The sequence below is a fragment of the Micromonospora sp. C97 genome (genome assembly GCF_018070385.1).
GTDB classification, from domain to species: Bacteria; Actinomycetota; Actinomycetes; order Mycobacteriales; family Micromonosporaceae; genus Micromonospora; species Micromonospora parva.
In genome coordinates this window covers 1-16071 of the sequence record NZ_JAGPXU010000024.1, presented here as the reverse complement: position 1 = coordinate 16071, position 16071 = coordinate 1, and the positions used below count along the sequence as shown (strand labels likewise).

Here is a 16071-nt window from a genome sequence, read left to right as displayed (position 1 = left end):
GGGGCATGCCCCTGCTGCCCGGTGACCGCACCAGCGACCCCGACCTGGCGGCCCTGGCTGACCTGCTCGCCGGGCCCCTGCTGCCGGCGGCGCGCGGGCTGCTGGGCTGCCGCCTGCACGCCGGCGGGGTCACCGTCCGGATCACCGAGGTCGAGGCGTACGCGGGAACCGGCGGCGATCCCGCTTCGCACGCCCATCGGGGCCGCACTCCACGCAACGCCGTGATGTTCGGCCCCGCCGGGTACGCCTACGTCTACTTCACCTACGGCATGCACTGGTGCGTCAACGTGGTCACCGGGGTCGAGGGGACGGCCACCGCCGTGCTGCTGCGCGCCGGTGAGGTGGTCGACGGGCTGGCCACCGCACGGGAGCGCCGGCCGGCCATCCGGCGGGACGTGGACCTGGCCCGGGGGCCCGCCCGGCTCTGCTCCGCGCTCGGCATCGACCGCGAGGCGTACGGCGCGTACCTGCTCGGCGACGGCCCGGTCCGGCTGCGGCCGCCGGCCCGGCCGGTGCCGCAGGAGGCGGTGGCGGCGGGTCCCCGGGTGGGCGTGACCGGCGCGCACGACCTGCCCTGGCGGTTCTGGCTGGACGGCGATCCCACTGTGAGCGCGTACCGCCGGCACGTGCCCCGCGTCCGGCGCTGAACGCGCCCGGCGGCGTGTGAGCGGCGGAGTGTGTCAGTGGGTGTGGCCATAATCACCGCACCTGCTCACCGACGGTACGGAGGACGCCATGGCAACGCTGCTCGCGATCGGCACGGCGAAGGGGTTGTTTCTCGCCACCAGCACTGACGACCGGCGCAGTTGGGAGATCACCGGTCCACACTTTCCGATGACCGGTGTCTACGCGGTGGCTATCGACACCCGCCGTCCCACCCCACGGTTGCTCGCCGGCATGACCAGCTCACACTTCGGCCCGAGTGTCGCCACCAGCGACGACCTCGGTGCTTCCTGGGACGAGCCCGACCAGGCGCCGGTCGCGTTCCCGGCCGACACCGGCGTCTCCCTCGGGCGGGTCTGGCAGTTGACGCCGGCCGGCCCCGACGAGCCGGACGTGGTCTGGGCCGGCACCGAGCCCTCGGCGTTGTTCAAGTCGACCGACGGTGGCCGCAGCTTCGAGCTGGTCCGTTCCCTCTGGGACCACCCGCACCGTCCGCAGTGGGAGGCCGGCTTCGGCGGTCAGGCCGTGCACACCGTGCTGCCCCACCCGCGTGACAGGGCTCGGCTGCTGGTCGCCATGTCCACCGGTGGGGTCTACCGCTCGGAGGACGCCGGGGCGAGCTGGACGCCGGGTAACACCGGCATCCGCGCCTACTTCATGCCCGACGAGTGGCCGGAGTTCGGCCAGTGCGTGCACAAGGTCGCCCGGGACGCCGGCAACCCCGAGCGGCTGTACGCGCAGAACCACCACGGCGTCTACCGCTCCGACGACGACGGCCGCACCTGGTCCTCGATCGCCGACGGGCTGCCCAGCGACTTCGGCTTCCCGATGGTGGCCCACCCGGGGCGTGCCGGCACGGTGTGGACCTTCCCGCTGGTGGCCGACGGGGAGCGGTTCCCGACCGATCACCGCTGTCGGGTGTTCCGCTCCGCGGACGCCGGCGGCAAGTGGGAGCCACTGTCGGTCGGGCTGCCCGAGGGGCCGTTCTATCCGGCGGTGCTGCGCGACGCGATGTGCGCCGATGACGCCAGCCCCGGCGGGGTCTACTTCGGCACCCGCTCCGGTTCGGTCTTCGCCAGCCGCGACGAGGGTGACTCCTGGTCGACGGTCGCGGCGCACCTGCCCGACGTGCTCTGCGTTCGCGCCGCGGAGGTCTGAGCATGGTCACCGTGCTGCTGCCCGGCCCGCTACGCGGCGAGGCCGGAGGTGCGAGTCGGCTGAGCGTCACCGCCGCCGGGACGCTGCGGGCGGTCCTCGACGAAATGGCCGTCGCGCACCCCCGGCTGGCTCGGCGCATCCGCGACGAGCGTGGCGAGCTGCGCCGCTACGTCAACGTCTTCGTCGACGGGGAGGACTGCCGTCACTCCGGCGGTCTGGCCACCCCGGTCAGCGACGGCGCGGAGGTGCAGGTGTTGCCCTCGGTCGCGGGCGGCTGACCGCGCCGGCACCGCCGGGCGGTGTCGACCTGGATGTCGGGTTGCGGCGAGTGACCGGCGCCACTGCGGGGCGTCCCGCCGGCGGAATAGTTGCGTCGTCAAATAAGTTGTGGCCTGCGTCCGGGTACCACGACGGCACCTGGTTGACACGCGAGGAGCTGGTCATGCAGTTCGGAATCTTCACCGTCGGTGACGTCACTGTCGATCCGACCACCGGTCGGGAGCCGACCGAGCATGAGCGGATCAAGGCGATGGTCGCGATCGCGTTGAAGGCCGAGGAGGTCGGCCTGGACGTCTTCGCCACCGGCGAGCACCACAACCCGCCGTTCGTGCCGTCGTCACCGACCACCATGCTCGGCTACATCGCGGCGCGTACCGAACGCCTGCTGCTGTCCACCGCCACCACGCTGATCACCACCAACGACCCGGTGAAGATCGCCGAGGACTACGCGATGCTCCAGCACCTGTCCGGTGGCCGGGTGGACCTCATGATGGGCCGCGGCAACACCGGCCCGGTCTACCCGTGGTTCGGCAAGGACATCCGCGCCGGCATCCCCCTGGCCATCGAGAACTACGACCTGCTGCACCGGCTGTGGCGCGAGGACGTGGTCGACTGGAAGGGCAAGTACCGCACCCCGTTGCAGTCGTTCACCTCGACGCCGCGCCCGCTCGACGGCGTGCCCCCGTTCGTCTGGCACGGCTCGATCCGCAGCCCGGAGATCGCCGAGCAGGCCGCCTACTACGGTGACGGCTTCTTCGCCAACCACATCTTCTGGCCCAAGGAGCACACCCAGCGGATGATCGGGCTCTACCGCCAGCGGTTCGCGCACTACGGCCACGGCTCCGCCGACCAGGCGATCGTCGGCCTCGGCGGGCAGGTGTTCATGCGCCGCAACTCGCAGGACGCGGTCCGGGAGTTCCGGCCCTACTTCGACAACGCCCCGGTCTACGGGCACGGGCCGTCGCTGGAGGAGTTCACCCGGGAGACGCCGCTGACCGTGGGCAGCCCGCAGCAGGTCATCGACCGCACCCTCGGCTTCCGCGAGTACGTCGGTGACTACCAGCGGCAGCTGTTCCTGATGGACCACGCGGGTCTGCCGCTGAAGACCGTGCTGGAGCAGCTCGACCTGCTCGGCGAGGAGGTCGTGCCGGTGCTGCGCAAGGAGTTCGACGCGCTGCGTCCGGCGCACGTGCCGGCCGCGCCGACGCACGCCTCGCTGGTCGCCGCCGCCGGCGGCGCCAAGGACAGCACCGTGCACGCCGTCGACGACGTGACCGGCAAGGCACCGGAGGGGGCGACCCGATGACCCGCCGCAGCCTGGCCGTCATCTCGGCGGGGCTGAGTCAGCCCTCGTCGACCCGGCTGCTCGCCGACCAGCTCGCCGCGGCCACCCGCGACGAGTTGGTCCGGCGCGGCTCCGAGGTGCAGCTGCACGTCGTCGACCTGCGCGAGTACGCCCACGACGTGGTGAACAACATGCTCACCGGGTTCGCGCCCGCGGCGCTGCGCGAGGTCATCGACACGGTGACCGGGGCGGACGGGATCATCGCCGTCACCCCGATCTTCAGTGCCTCGTACAACGGGCTGTTCAAGTCCTTCTTCGACGTGCTGGATGCCGAGTCGCTGATCGACCGCCCGGTGCTGATCGGCGCCACCGGCGGCACCGCCCGACACTCCCTCGCTCTGGAGCACGCCGTCCGCCCGATGTTCGCCTACCTCCGGTCGGTGGTGGTCCCGACGGCGGTCTTCGCCGCCCCGGAGGACTGGTCCGACGGCACCGCCGACGGCGCGCTGCGCGCACGGATCCGGCGTGCCGCCGGGGAGTTGGCCGACCAGATCGAGCGCCGACCACCGGCCACCGGGCCGGCCGACCCGTTCGCCCTGACGACCGATTTCCTGCAGATGCTCGGCCGGGGCGACGGCCCGACGGTCAGCTGACCGGGTGGGCGACCAGCACCGGGCAGTGCGCGTGCTGGATCGCCGCCTGACTCACCGACCCGAGCAGCAGACCGGTGAACCCGGCCCGGCCCCGGGTGCCCACGACCAGCAGCGCCGCCGCGCCGCTGGCCTCGATGAGCCCCTGGGCCGCGCCGGCCGCCCAGACCGGATGCTCCCGCACCACCAGGTCGGGATGCCGGGCGCGCACCACGGCGGAGGCGTCGGCCAGCAGCCGCACCGCCTCGGCCTGGTGCGCGGCCTGCGACTCCTCGATCTCCTCCGGCACCGTCCGGCCGCCGTCCGCCGCAACGACGTGCACCAGCACCAGCGGCACGTCCCGCAGCGCCGCCTCGTCGGCGCCGACGCTCACGGCGAGGCCTGACGACTCGGACCCGTCGACGCCGACCAGCACCGGACCGTCCACCGGGATCGGCTGCTCGTCCGGGCGGACCACCAGCACCGGGCAGTGCGCGTGCGCCGCCACCTGCGCGCCGACCGAGCCGAGGAGCAGCCCGGCGAACCCGCCCCGGCCGCGGCTGCCCACCACCACCAGCTCCGCCCGGCGGGACTCCTCGATCAGGGTGGCCCCCGGGCCCCCGGTGACCTGACGCGCCTCGACAGCGAGGCGGGGCCACCGCTCGCCCAGCTCGGCCGCGGTGCGCTCCAGCATCTTCTGCGCCTCCTCGGAGGGCGCCGGCACGCCGATCTCGTACGGGTTGAGCGGCACGCCGTAGCCGAACGGATGCAGGTAACCGTGCACCACCAGCAGCGGCCGGGACCGGAGCTGCGCGGCCCGGGCCGCGTGCTCGGCGGCGACGAGGCTGGACGGCGATCCGTCCACACCCACCACGACAGGTCGGTTCATCGGCACTCCCTGGGTCGGTCAGGTCATTGTCGGCGTTGCCCGGCCGCCGCGCCGTGGAACGCGCCGGCCCGGGCCGACCGACCGCCGCCGCCTGAGCCCGCGTCGGAGCACCCGGAGCCGGCGTCGGAGCACCGGTGCGCGCCGCCCGGGCCGTGCGGTGTCAGCTCTGCCGACCCTCGCGGCGACGCCGGACGACCACCACCGGGCTGTGCGCGTGATGCAGCACCGCGTGGCTCACCGAGCCGAGCAGCATGCCGGCCAGCGCGCCCCGACCGCGCGCCCCGACCACGGTGAGCTGCGCGGCGGCCGACTCCTCGACGAGGACCTTCGCCGGCCCGCCGTACGTGACGCGGCGCCGCACCGGCACGTCCGGGTACCGCTCGCACCAGCCGGCGAGGGCCTCGGCGAGCACCCGCTCCTCCTCGGCGGCGAGCGCTTCCACGTCGTACGCCACCGGCAGGAGGTCGCTCGGCGGGACCGGCATGATCCAGGCGTGCACGGCGAGCAGCTCGGTACCCCGCAACGAGGCCTCGTCGAAGGCGAAACCCAGCGCCTGGTCGGACCGGGGCGAGCCGTCCACCCCGACCAGGACCGGCCCGTCGGCGCGGGCCTCACCCTTGACGACGAGCACCGGGCAGTCGGCGTGGGCGGAGACCTGCACCGCGACCGAACCCATCAGCAGTCCGCCGAAGCCGCCCAGGCCCCGGCTTCCGAGCACCAGCAGCGCCGCGTCCCGGGCCTCGGCCAGAAGCACCGGCGTGGCCGCGCCGTCGACCACCGCGCCGGTGACGGTGACGTCCGGCGTGACCTTGCCGGCCTCGGTCACCGCCTCGGCGACCACCTGCTCGGCCTGTTGGCGAAGCCCGGCGTGCGGGGGAGCGCCCGGCGCCGGCGCGAGCGACACGTCGTAGAGCGGCCAGATGAACGCGTGCACCACCCGCAGCGGGCGGCCTCGCGTCCCGGCTTCCCGGGCGGCGGCCCGCACCGCCTCCAGCGCGGATGTCGAACCGTCCACGGCCACCACCACGGGGGCACCGGATCTGCTGGTCATCACGTCCTCCTTCGTTTCGTCCTCCTTCATCCTCGTCGCGCGCCGGCCCGACGATCAGGGGCGGACGGTAAGGGGGCGGGGGCCGTTGGTCCCGTCATCGCCCCGGTCGGCGTCGGTGGCCGACGATCGGGTCAGCCGCAGCACCAGCCCCGGCAGTACGCTGACCGCCGCGCAGGCCAGCAGCACGCTCGGTGCCAGCGCTTCGGTGCCGAGCAGGTCCCGCAGCGGAGCGAGCAGCACCCCACCGACCTGCAGCAGCGCCGACACCGCGACCGCGACGAGCAGGCCGGGGTTCCCGCTTCGGGTGCCCGCCGGCCGGGGTGCCCGGACGGCCAGCGCCACACCGAGTTGGGCGAGCCCGAGCACCACGAAGACCACCGACTGCCAGGGCAGCTCCCGCTGGGCGGCGAACACCCCGGCGCCGAGCACGACGGCGGCGATCAGCGCGCCGGTGAGCAGGACGTCGCGACCGAGCCCGGCGCCGAGCACCGATTCCTGCGGTGAGCGTGGTGCTCTGCGTAGCGTCCCGGGTTCGGCCGGCTCCGCGCCGAGTGCCACCCCGGGGACCCCGTGGGTCAGCAGGTTGATCCAGAGGATCTGGGCGGGCAGCAGCGGTACGGGCAGACCGAACAGCGGACCGATCAGCATCACCAGGATCTCCGCCACCCCACCGGAGAGGGCGTACCGCAGGAACCTGCGGATGTTGTCGTAGATGCGCCGGCCCTCGCCGATCGCGTTGGCCACTGTGCTCAGTTCGTCGTCGACGAGCACCAGGTCGGCCGCCTGCCGGGCGACCTCGGTGCCGCCTCCCATGGCCACCCCGATGTCGGCGCGGCGCAGCGCTGGCGCGTCGTTGACCCCGTCGCCGGTCATCGCCACCACCTCGCCGCGGGCCTGCAGACCGGCGATGATGTCGAGCTTCTGCTCCGGCTGGGTCCGGGCGAAGATCCGGGTGTCCGGGTGCGCCGCCTGGTCGTCGTCGCCGTTGGCGAGGGGGTCGCCGGCGCGCCAGAGGCCGAGACGACCACCGATCGCGGTGGCCGTGGCCGGGTGGTCTCCGGTGATCAGCAGCAGCCGTACCCCGGCGGTGTCGAAGCTGTCCGCGACCCGCGCGGCGCCCTCGCGCAGCGGGTCGCCCACGGCGACCAGTCCCACCGGCCGCAACCCGGTGGGGGAGGCGGGGTCGGGCACGGTCTCCACCAGGGCGGCGGCGACGGCGAGCACCCGCAACCCTTCGGTGGCCAACCGGTGGGCGGTGCTGGTCAGTTCGGCGATCTCCTCGTCGGTGGCGTCGAGCAGCGGCGCGCCGAGGACACTCTCCGGAGCGCCCTTGCAGACCACCAGGTAGCGCTGGTCGCAGGAGCGGTGCACGGTGACCATCCGGCGTTGCGCCTGGTCGAAGGGGTGCTCGGCGACCCGGGGCCACGCCGTGCGGGTGGCCTGCGGGTCGAGGCCACAGCGGGCGGCGAAGGCGACGAGCGCCGCTTCGAGCGGGTCACCCACCGCGCCCCACTCGGGTCGCTCGTCGTCCGGCGGCGACAGCGCGGCGTCGTTGCAGAGCAGCCCGGCCCGCGCCAGGTGGCGCAGCCCGTCCGGTACGGCCACCGCCTGCCCGTCCCGGTGCACGGTGCCGGTCGGGGCGTACCCGCTGCCGGTGACCCCGTACCGGGCGCCGTCGCCGGTGACCGCCTGCTGCACCGCCATCCGCCCCTCGGTGAGGGTGCCGGTCTTGTCGGAGGCGATCACCGTGACCGAGCCGAGAGTCTCGACCGCGTGCAGTTGACGGGGGATGGCGTGTGCGGCAGCCATCCGACGTGCGCCCAGGGCCAGGGCCAGCGTCACCACCGCCGGGAGCGACTCGGGCACCGCGGCGACCACCAGGCTCACCGCTGTGATCGCCATGTCGACAACGGGCCGGCCGCCGACCACCCCGATGGCGAAGACCAACCCGGACACTGCCACCGCGACCAGGCCGAGCACCCGACCCAGGGCGGAGAGTCGGCGTTGCAGCGGAGTGCCGGTCGGCCGGGTGCCCGCGACCAGGGCGCTGATCCGACCGAGGGCGCTCGCTGCTCCCGTGCGCAGCACGGTGCCGGTCGCCCGGCCGATGGTGACGACCGTCCCGGCCAGCGCCTCCTCACCGGCGACACGTCCGACCGTCACCGACTCGCCGGTCAGTGCGGACTCGTCCAGGTGCAGCCGGCTCGCCTCGATCAGGGACAGGTCGGCCGGGACGACGTCGCCCGCCTCGACCCGGACCAGATCACCGCGCACGATGTCGGCGGCGGGCACCACCAGTTCCCGGCCGTCGCGGACCACCCGTGCGGTGGGCGCGGCGAGTTGGTCCAGCGCGGCGATGGCGCGGTCGGCGCGTACCTCCTGCACCACGCCGATCACGGTGTTCACCAGGACGACCAGGAAGATCACCGCGGTGTCCGGGTAGTCGCCGAGCGCCGCGGTGACGGCCGCCGCGGCGAGCAGCAACGCCACCAACGGGTCGGTGAGCTGGTGCAGGACCCGTGCGGTCACCGGCTGGCGCGGTGGCGCAGCGACGGTGTTGGGGCCGGTGGCGCGCAGACGGGCGGCTGCCTCGGCCGCGTCGAGCCCCACCGACACGTCCCGGTCAACGGGGTCCACCAGGATCCCGTCCCGTCCGCCGATCGTCGTCACCAGTGACCTCCCCGTCGCTCGCGGCGGGCCACCGGCCGCCGTCGGGTCCCACCATGGCGCTGCCCGACCACCCCCGGGCAGAGGCGTTTGCACCTGTGGCGCCCGGGACCAAAGACCCGTCCGCGACACCCTCCCTTGTGCGGAAGTACGTATGTACGTAGTATCGACGTATGAGCACCGTGGAAGAGCGACTCTCCGCGCTGGAGGCACAGGTCGCCGTCCTGACCGAGCACCTGACGTCGGCCCCCGCGCCGTCCGACGCGCCGCCCACGCCGGAGGGCACGTTCTGGGCCCTCGACGGCCTCAAGCAGCGCCTGCCGGCCGACGGCACCGGCGCCGTGCTCTACACCGGCACGGTTCGCGTCGCGGACCAGCAGTACGACTGGCAGTACGGGCGCACCGTCGACGACCTGCTCGCCGCCGACTGGACGGAACTGGCCGGCGCACTCTCCGCGCTGGCGCACACGGTGCGGCTGCGGCTGCTACGGGAGGTCCTCGGTGGACGGCAGGGCACCGGCGAGCTGGCCGAGATCGAGGACCTGGGCACCACCGGTCAGCTGCACCACCACCTGCGCCAGCTCACCGCAGCCGGTTGGCTGCGCAGCGTCGGCCGGGGCCGCTACGCCGTGCCCGCCGAACGCGTGGTGCCACTGCTGGCCATCCTCGCCGCCGCCGGCCGCTGACGCCGGCCCGGTCGCCGCACCGATCGTCGCGCCACCGACCCGCACAGCCCGCTCGACCGAAGGACCCCCATGCGGAGAACAGTCGTCATCGCCCTCGTCGTCGCGCTCGCCGCCAGCCTCGTCGGGGCGGCGCTGATGCCCCGCGTTCCCCGCCTCGGCGCGCAGGTCACCGGTGACGACGACCTCGCCCGCCTCGCCCGGACGGCAGTGCCCGACCCGAAGGGGCACCGCGGGCTCGCCGTCGCCCTGGTCGAGAACGGCCGGATCCGCACCGCCGGCCTGGGCGACCGGGACGCCGACGGCCAACCCGTCGAGGCCGGCACCGCGTTCGAGATCGGCTCGGTCACCAAGGTCCTCACCGGCATGCTCCTGGCCGACCAGGCCGCCGCCGGCGTCGTCCACCCCGACGACCGGCTCGGCGCCACCTGGCCCGCCCTCACCGGCCCCGCCCGCGACGTGACGCTCGCCGAGCTGGCCAGCCACCGCGCCGGCCTGCCCCGGCTCGCCCCCGGCTCCGTGCTGGGCTGGGCGGGCATCCTCTGGTCCAACGTCTCCGGCGGCAACCCCTACGCCGGGCAGGACATCGACACCATCCGGAACGCCGCCGACCGGGTCAGCCCCGACGCCGACGAGCACGGCGAGGTCCACTACTCCAACCTCGGGCCGTCCCTGCTCGGCCACGCCCTCGCCGCCAGGGCGGGCGTCGCGTACCCCGATCTGCTGCGGGCGCGGCTGCTCCAGCCGCTCGGCATGAACGCCACGGTGATCGCCACCCACGCCGACGACCTGCCGGCCGGCCGCGCCCACGGCGGCCGGGCCGCTGGCCGGCCGCTCGAGCCCTGGTCGGGGGTGGGGTACGCGCCGGCCGGCGTCGGCCCCTGGTCCACCGCCGAGGACCTCGGACGGCTGGCCGCCGCAACCCTCGCCGGCACCGCGCCCGGTGCCGACGCCACCACCGCCCGCTTCCGCGAGGACGAGAACAACCGCGTCGGGTACGGCTGGTTCACCACCCGCCACGGCGACCACGAGGTCATCTGGCACAACGGCGCGACGAGCGGGTTCCGGTCCTACCTCGGGCTCGAACGGGCCACCGGCCGGGCCGTGGTGGTGCTCGGCAACACCGACAAGGGGGTCGAGCCGATCGGCCGGCGACTGCTCGGCGTACCGGAGGAGGAGGCGGGGGACGCGGCACCGGTGGCTCCCGTCTGGATCGGCGCGGGCCTCGCGGTGGCGTTCACCTTCCTCGGCGGCCTGTCTCTGCTCCGCACCGCCCGCCGCCGCGAACTGGACCGGGTCACAGTGGTGGCGGCGGTGGTGTGGGCGTTCGCCTATCTCGGGTTGGCGCACCGGATGGGCGACTGGTCGGTGGTGCCGGCGTGGCTGTGGCCGCTCGGGGCCGGTCTGGCCGTGGCGGCAGCGACAGTGGCCGTGACCCGCTGGTCCGCCCTGCCGGTGGTCGACGCCCGAGTGCCGTGGCGTCGCCTGCTGTCGGTGGCCAGCTCCCTGCTCGCCGCCGTGCTGGCGCTCGCCGCCGTGAGCGACTGAGCGAGCCGCGCCGGCCCGCCGTTGCGTACCCTCGGCCGATGACGTCTGATCTGCGGCTGCGCCCGGTCGGTGAGGACGACCTCGTCGAGTTCTTCCGGCACCAGCAGGACCCGGAGGCCAACCGGATGGCCGCGTTCGGCCCGAAGGACCCGTCCGACCGCCGGGAGTTCGCCGCGCACTGGGCCCGGGTGCTCACCAACCCGGCGAACCTGGTCCGCACCGTCGAGGTCGACGGCGACGTGGTCGGCTACGTGAGCGCCTTCCCGGTCGACCAGCAGACCGAGGTCAGCTACTGGATCGACCCGGCACGCTGGGGTCGGGGGCACGCCACGGCGGCCCTGGCCGCCCTGCTGCGCGAGCTGCCCCGGCCGGTGCACGCCCGCGCCGCCAAGGACAACGCCGCCTCGCTCGCGGTGCTGCGCAAGTGCGGGTTCGTGGTGGTCGGTGAAGACTCGGGGTACGCCAACGGCCGCGGCGAAGACGTCGAGGAGTGGCTGCTGGAGCTGCCCGCCGACGCTCCTGACCTGGGCGGGCACTAGTCTCGCGGCGTGAACTGGTTGGATCTCGTCGGCTGGGCCGGCTCCGCGGTGCTGGTCTGGTCGCTGCTGCAGTCGCGCGTCCTGCGACTGCGCGCGATCAACCTCGTCGGCTGCGTCGTGCTGATCGGCTACAACGCCGCGATCGAGGTCTGGCCCATGGTCGGGCTCAACGTGGTGCTCGCGGCGATCAACATCTGGTACCTGCGCGGGATGCTCGCCACCCGGCACGACGACAAGACGTACCAGGTGGTGGAGGTCGGCGTCGACGACCAGTTCCTCGCGCACACGCTGCGGGTGCACGCCGCCGACATCGCCCGGTTCAACCCCGGCTTCCACTGGGATCCGGACGCGCCCGGGCGCTCGGCGTTCCTCGTGGTCACTGCCGACGAGGTGGTCGGGGTGGTGCTGTCGCACGCCGAGGCGCCCGGCGTCGCCCAGATCGACCTGGACTACGTCACCCCGAAGTTCCGTGACTTCACCCCGGGCGAGTTCGTCTACCGGCGCAGCCACCTGTTCACCGAACGCGGCTTCCACCGGGTGGTCAGCCCGCCCCGGATGGTCGCCCCCTACTACCACCGGCTCGGCTTCCGACCGGAGGGCGACTCCTACGTCCTCGATCTCCCGGCGTCCTCGACGCCCCCTGCCCGGTAGCGTCACCGCGTCCGATTCGACGTGGCGTCACCCGGGCAGGATTCGGCCGGCACCGGACGGGGCAAAGACAACGCCTACGCCGGGCGGGCTCGCCGACCGGCGGGTACCGCGCGTACCGGCCGGTGCCACCACGACGAGGGAGCGAACCGGGCGTGCAGAGCTACGGGAGCCAACTGGCCCTGGTCGGAGTCCTGGTCGTGATCAACGCGCTCTTCGCGGGCAGCGAGATGGCGTTGGTGTCGCTGCGGGACAGCCAGATCCAACGGTTGGAGCGCACCAGCCGGGGCGGGCGGGTGCTGGCCCGCCTCGCCAAGGACCCGAACCGCTTCCTGGCCACCATCCAGATCGGCATCACCCTCGCCGGCTTCCTGGCCTCCGCCGCCGCGGCGGTCTCCCTGGCCAAACCCCTGGTGCCGCTGCTCGGCGTGTTCGGCGGCGCCGCCGAGACGGTGGCGATCGTGATCGTCACCCTCGCGCTGACCTTCGTCACCCTGGTCTTCGGCGAGCTGGCGCCCAAGCGGATCGCCATGCAGGCCGCCGAACGGTGGGCGCTGCTGGTGGCCCGCCCCCTCGACCTGCTCGCCAGCCTCACCCGCCCGGCCGTCTGGGCGCTCGGCGCCACCAGCGACGTGGTGGTCCGCCTGGTCGGGCTCAACCCGAAGCACGAGCCGGAGGAGATCGGCCCGGACGAGCTGCGCGACATCGTCGCCGGCAACCACGGCTTCACCAAGGAGCAGCGCACCATCATCGCGGGCGCTGTGGAGATCGCCGACCGACGGCTGCGGGCTGTGCTCGTACCCCGGTTGCAGGTCTTCACGCTCGACAGCGGGACCACCGCGGAGGCCGCGCGGCTCGTGCTGGCCGCCACCGGGCACTCCCGGGCCCCGGTTGTGCGTCACGGCGGCCTGGACGACACGGCCGGAGTGATCCACCTGCGTGACCTGGTGGGTGTGCCCGACGACCGGCCGGTCGACGAGATCGCCCGACCGCCGATGCTGCTGCCGGACTCGCTTCCGGTGGTGGACGCGCTGCGTCAGTTCAAGGCCGAGCGTCAGCACATCGCGCTCGTCGTGGACGAGCGCGGCGCCGTCGACGGGATCGTGACGCTGGAGGACATCCTGGAGGAGATCGTCGGCGAGATCTACGACGAGACCGACCGGGACGGCTACTCGGTACGCCGCGACGCCGACGGCGCGCTGCTGCTGCCCGGCACCTTCCCGGTGCACGACCTTCCCGACATCGGCGTGGAGCTGCCGTCGCGACCGGCCGGTGACTACACCACAGTCGCCGGGCTGGTGCTGGCCCGGCTCGGGCACATCCCCACCGTCGCCGGGGAGGACGTCACGCTGGACGGTTGGGTGCTGATGGTGGCCGGCATCGACCACCGGGCGATCACCGAGGTACGGCTCAGCCGCGTACCCGAGGACACCGACGCGGACGTCGACGAGGCCGCGGAGCCGGTGTTGGACGAGGCCCGCAGCTGACCCGTCCGGTGCGGTCGGACGCTCAGGCGGGCGAGAGGTTCTGCAGCCGGACCTGACCACGGGCGACCAGCCGCGCGTCGGCGTCGGTGATCTCCACCTGCCAGAGCTGCTGGCTGCGACCCCGGTGCACCGGGGTGCCGACGGCGGTCAGCTCGCCGTCCCGCACGGCCCGCAGGAAGTCGGTCTGGTTCGACACCCCGACCACGGTGCCCCGGTCGGCCAGCCAGAGGGCACCGCCCACGCTGGCCGCGGTCTCCACGACCGAGCAGTACACCCCGCCGTGCAGGAGGCCGAACGGCTGGTGCAGGTCCGGGCGGACCTGCCAGCTGATGACCACCCGGTCGGCGCTCGCCTCCTCGAACGTGAGGCCGAGCAGGGCGGCAAAACCACCCGTCAGATCCGGAATCTCCATGGCAAAAGCCCTCCTCGATCAACGGGGCGCAAGCCTAGCCGGGGCGGGTTGCGCCAAACCCGGTACGGGTCGGTGCCGGCGATGGGGGAGAATCGGTGACCGTGACCGACAGCAGCCTCCCGCCCCCCGGGCGGGCCTCCCTGACCGATGACCTGCTCTGGCGTGGCCTGATCCAGGACTCGACCGGCCTCGACGAGCTGCGCGAGCTGCTCGACGGTGGGAGTGCCGCCACCTATTACGTGGGCTTCGACCCCACCGCGCCGAGCCTGCACGTCGGCAACCTCATGCAGGTTCTCATGGCCCGCCGGCTGCAACTCGCCGGTCATCGCCCGTTGCTGTTGGTCGGCGGGGCCACCGGGCAGATCGGCGACCCGAAAGAGAGCGCCGAGCGGGCGCTCAACCCGACCGAGGTGATCGCCGGTTGGGTCGAGCGGATCCGCGAGCAGCTCGCGCCCTTCGTGTCGTACACCGGGGACAACGCTGCGCAGCTTGTCAACAACCTGGACTGGACCGGCGAGATGTCGATCGTCGAGTTCCTCCGCGACGTCGGCAAGCACTTCCCGGTGAACAAGATGCTCGCGCGGGAGGTGGTGCGGGCCCGACTGGAGACCGGCATCAGCTTCACCGAGTTCAGCTACCAGCTGTTGCAGGCCAACGACTTCTACGAGCTGCACCGCCGGCACGGCTGTCAGCTCCAGTTCGGCGGCTCCGACCAGTGGGGCAACATCACCGCCGGCGTCGACTACGTGCGCCGGCGGGGGGTGGGGCCGGTGCAGGCGTTCACCACGCCGCTGGTCACCAAGGCCGACGGTACGAAGTTCGGCAAGAGCGAGGGCGGTGCGGTCTGGCTCGACCCGACGATGACCAGCCCGTACGCGTTCTACCAGTTCTGGCTCAACGTGGAGGACCAGGAGGTCGACCGCTACCTGCGGTACTTCAGCTTCCGCTCCCGCGATGAGCTGGAGGAGCTGGCGAAGGCGACCGCCGAACGGCCGGCGGCCCGGTTGGCGCAGCGGGCGCTCGCCGAGGAGCTGACCACCCTGGTGCACGGCGCCGACGAGGCCCGACAGGCGATCGCCGCCAGCCAGGCGCTCTTCGGCCGCGGCTCACTGGACGACCTGGCGCCGGAGACCCTGCGCGCGGCCCTGACCGAGGCGGGCCTCGTACGCCTCACCGGCGAATTGCCGGATGTGGCGGGTCTGCTGCGGGACTCCGGCCTGGTGACCGGCCTCAAGGAGGCCCGACGGGTGATCGCCGAGGGCGGCGCCTACGTCAACAACAACCGGGTGACCGCTGTGGACGCCGGGGTGTCGCCGGCCGATCTGCTGCATGGCCGATACCTGGTGCTGCGCCGGGGGAAGCGCTCGTTCGCGGGCGTTGAGCTGGGTGAATAGTCGTCTGTCGACGATGTGACGGGGGACGCGTCCGGCGGATTTGACGATCATCCCGCCGGACGCGTAACTTTCTCTCTGCCAGCGCGGAACGGACGAAACAGGCGAAAGCCTGAAACGGCCGGAGCGCGGGCCAACGGCCTGGGGGTCGGGCGGGCTTGCCCACCGGAACCCCCGACCGGGAGGTGCCACCAGAAACGCCGCGAGGCGGATTTGGCGCGGCGAAACCGACCGGGTAAGGTTACGAGCCGGCGGGGCACCGGGCGGGTCGCGGGAAATCGCGACTGGCCGGCCTGTCGAATCCATGACGAGAACGGCGCAAGCCGGTAGCGACATGGTGCCCGCAATATCGTTGAAGCATGACGAACCGCGAAATATCGGTTTGACAGGGTGGAAACGAGCGGGTAACGTAGTAAAAGTGCCTGGTACTGAAAGCGCCGGGTGCGAGAGCGGGAAATGCCCCGGTTGGGGTTCTACTTGGGTGGGGCTTTCGGCTGGTGTGTGGTTGTTCTTTGAGAACTCAACAGGGTGCTTGTAAAGCCAGTGCCAATTATGATTTATACCCCGGACTGGTCAGGCCTTTTGGTTTGGCTGGTTGGGATTCCTTTGGCAACAATTTGTTTGTTGTCGGGATAGCTGTTCAACTAATTTTTTGTTGGAGAGTTTGATCCTGGCTCAGGACGAACGCTGGCGGCGTGCTTAACACATGCAAGTCGAGCGGAAAGGCCCTTCGGGGTACTCG

At 72.8% G+C, this 16071-nt stretch carries 15 protein-coding genes and 1 rRNA gene; 12 read left to right on the top strand and 4 right to left on the bottom strand.

The genetic code is table 11. The annotated features are described in order from the left end of the window. Positions 1-5: 5 nt before the first annotated feature. The 5 genes from KBX26_RS24785 to KBX26_RS24765 all read left to right on the top strand — a co-directional run bounded on the left by KBX26_RS24785 (position 6) and on the right by KBX26_RS24765 (position 4038). Positions 6-647: a DNA-3-methyladenine glycosylase gene (locus KBX26_RS24785; RefSeq protein ID WP_051708752.1), complete on the top strand. Its 642-nt coding sequence runs from the start codon at positions 6-8 to the stop codon at positions 645-647. Between the two features lie 88 nt (positions 648-735). Further along, entirely contained in the window at positions 736-1821 is a 1086-nt protein-coding gene (locus KBX26_RS24780) for an exo-alpha-sialidase (RefSeq protein WP_210861121.1), read from the top strand. A 2-nt stretch (positions 1822-1823) separates the two neighbouring features. Beyond that, positions 1824-2099 carry a ubiquitin-like small modifier protein 1 gene (locus KBX26_RS24775; RefSeq protein ID WP_030335746.1) on the top strand — a complete coding sequence of 92 codons (276 nt, stop codon included), beginning with the start codon at positions 1824-1826 and terminating at the stop codon, positions 2097-2099. A gap of 164 nt (positions 2100-2263) precedes the next feature. Next, entirely contained in the window at positions 2264-3406 is a 1143-nt protein-coding gene (locus tag KBX26_RS24770) for an LLM class flavin-dependent oxidoreductase (RefSeq protein ID WP_030335748.1), read from the top strand. After that, on the top strand, positions 3403-4038 hold the full coding sequence (locus tag KBX26_RS24765) for an FMN reductase (RefSeq protein ID WP_030335749.1): 636 nt from the start codon (positions 3403-3405) through the stop codon (positions 4036-4038). Before KBX26_RS24770 ends, KBX26_RS24765 begins: the two co-directional genes overlap by 4 nt. Here the strand turns inward: KBX26_RS24765 and KBX26_RS24760 are convergent. From KBX26_RS24760 to KBX26_RS24750, 3 genes are all read right to left on the bottom strand, one after another. Further along, positions 4031-4909: a universal stress protein gene (locus KBX26_RS24760; RefSeq protein ID WP_030335751.1), complete on the bottom strand. Its 879-nt coding sequence runs from the start codon at positions 4907-4909 to the stop codon at positions 4031-4033. The genes KBX26_RS24765 and KBX26_RS24760 overlap by 8 nt on opposite strands. 154 nt (positions 4910-5063) lie before the next feature. Next, entirely contained in the window at positions 5064-5954 is an 891-nt protein-coding gene (locus KBX26_RS24755) for a universal stress protein (RefSeq protein WP_210866537.1), read from the bottom strand. 54 nt (positions 5955-6008) lie between these two features. After that, entirely contained in the window at positions 6009-8624 is a 2616-nt protein-coding gene (locus KBX26_RS24750) for a cation-transporting P-type ATPase (protein WP_307857898.1), read from the bottom strand. A gap of 170 nt (positions 8625-8794) precedes the next feature. Here KBX26_RS24750 and KBX26_RS24745 point away from each other — a divergent pair, with 170 nt between their 5' ends. The 5 genes from KBX26_RS24745 (at position 8795) to KBX26_RS24725 (ending at position 13526) form a co-directional block, all read left to right on the top strand. After that, positions 8795-9307 carry a helix-turn-helix transcriptional regulator gene (locus KBX26_RS24745; protein WP_210866536.1) on the top strand — a complete coding sequence of 171 codons (513 nt, stop codon included), beginning with the start codon at positions 8795-8797 and terminating at the stop codon, positions 9305-9307. 69 nt (positions 9308-9376) lie between these two features. Further along, a complete protein-coding gene (locus KBX26_RS24740) occupies positions 9377-10852 on the top strand; it encodes a serine hydrolase (protein WP_210866535.1) in 1476 nt (491 codons plus the stop codon). A 38-nt stretch (positions 10853-10890) separates the two neighbouring features. After that, positions 10891-11391: a GNAT family N-acetyltransferase gene (locus KBX26_RS24735; RefSeq protein ID WP_030335760.1), complete on the top strand. Its 501-nt coding sequence runs from the start codon at positions 10891-10893 to the stop codon at positions 11389-11391. Between the two features lie 9 nt (positions 11392-11400). Further along, a complete protein-coding gene (locus KBX26_RS24730) occupies positions 11401-12042 on the top strand; it encodes a hypothetical protein (protein ID WP_210863165.1) in 642 nt (213 codons plus the stop codon). 152 nt (positions 12043-12194) lie between these two features. Continuing rightward, positions 12195-13526, top strand: coding sequence for a hemolysin family protein (locus tag KBX26_RS24725; protein WP_030335764.1), 1332 nt, complete (start codon positions 12195-12197; stop codon positions 13524-13526). 22 nt (positions 13527-13548) lie between these two features. Here the strand turns inward: KBX26_RS24725 and KBX26_RS24720 are convergent, their stop codons facing one another. Beyond that, positions 13549-13938, bottom strand: coding sequence for a PaaI family thioesterase (locus KBX26_RS24720; RefSeq protein ID WP_210866534.1), 390 nt, complete (start codon positions 13936-13938; stop codon positions 13549-13551). 101 nt (positions 13939-14039) lie between these two features. Between KBX26_RS24720 and tyrS the strand changes: the two genes are divergently transcribed. Together tyrS and KBX26_RS24710 are read left to right on the top strand one after the other, a co-directional pair. Continuing rightward, the gene (tyrS, locus tag KBX26_RS24715) at positions 14040-15332 is read left to right on the top strand and encodes a tyrosine--tRNA ligase (RefSeq protein ID WP_210866554.1); all 1293 of its coding nucleotides are present in this window, start codon (positions 14040-14042) and stop codon (positions 15330-15332) included. A 649-nt stretch (positions 15333-15981) separates the two neighbouring features. Continuing rightward, positions 15982-16071 (top strand): 16S ribosomal RNA (locus KBX26_RS24710); the annotation flags it as partial.

Bases quoted from the DNA above. Each gene is read 5' to 3' on its own strand.
- KBX26_RS24745 (WP_210866536.1), top strand. From the start codon at position 8,795: ATGAGCACCGTGGAAGAGCGACTCTCCGCGCTGGAGGCACAGGTCGCC.
- KBX26_RS24785 (WP_051708752.1), top strand. From the start codon at position 6: ATGCCCCTGCTGCCCGGTGACCGCACCAGCGACCCCGACCTGGCGGCC.
- KBX26_RS24740 (WP_210866535.1), top strand. From the start codon at position 9,377: ATGCGGAGAACAGTCGTCATCGCCCTCGTCGTCGCGCTCGCCGCCAGC.
- KBX26_RS24720 (WP_210866534.1), bottom strand. From the start codon at position 13,938: ATGGAGATTCCGGATCTGACGGGTGGTTTTGCCGCCCTGCTCGGCCTC.
- KBX26_RS24780 (WP_210861121.1), top strand. From the start codon at position 736: ATGGCAACGCTGCTCGCGATCGGCACGGCGAAGGGGTTGTTTCTCGCC.
- KBX26_RS24735 (WP_030335760.1), top strand. From the start codon at position 10,891: ATGACGTCTGATCTGCGGCTGCGCCCGGTCGGTGAGGACGACCTCGTC.
- KBX26_RS24775 (WP_030335746.1), top strand. From the start codon at position 1,824: ATGGTCACCGTGCTGCTGCCCGGCCCGCTACGCGGCGAGGCCGGAGGT.
- KBX26_RS24765 (WP_030335749.1), top strand. From the start codon at position 3,403: ATGACCCGCCGCAGCCTGGCCGTCATCTCGGCGGGGCTGAGTCAGCCC.
- KBX26_RS24755 (WP_210866537.1), bottom strand. From the start codon at position 5,954: ATGACCAGCAGATCCGGTGCCCCCGTGGTGGTGGCCGTGGACGGTTCG.
- KBX26_RS24770 (WP_030335748.1), top strand. From the start codon at position 2,264: ATGCAGTTCGGAATCTTCACCGTCGGTGACGTCACTGTCGATCCGACC.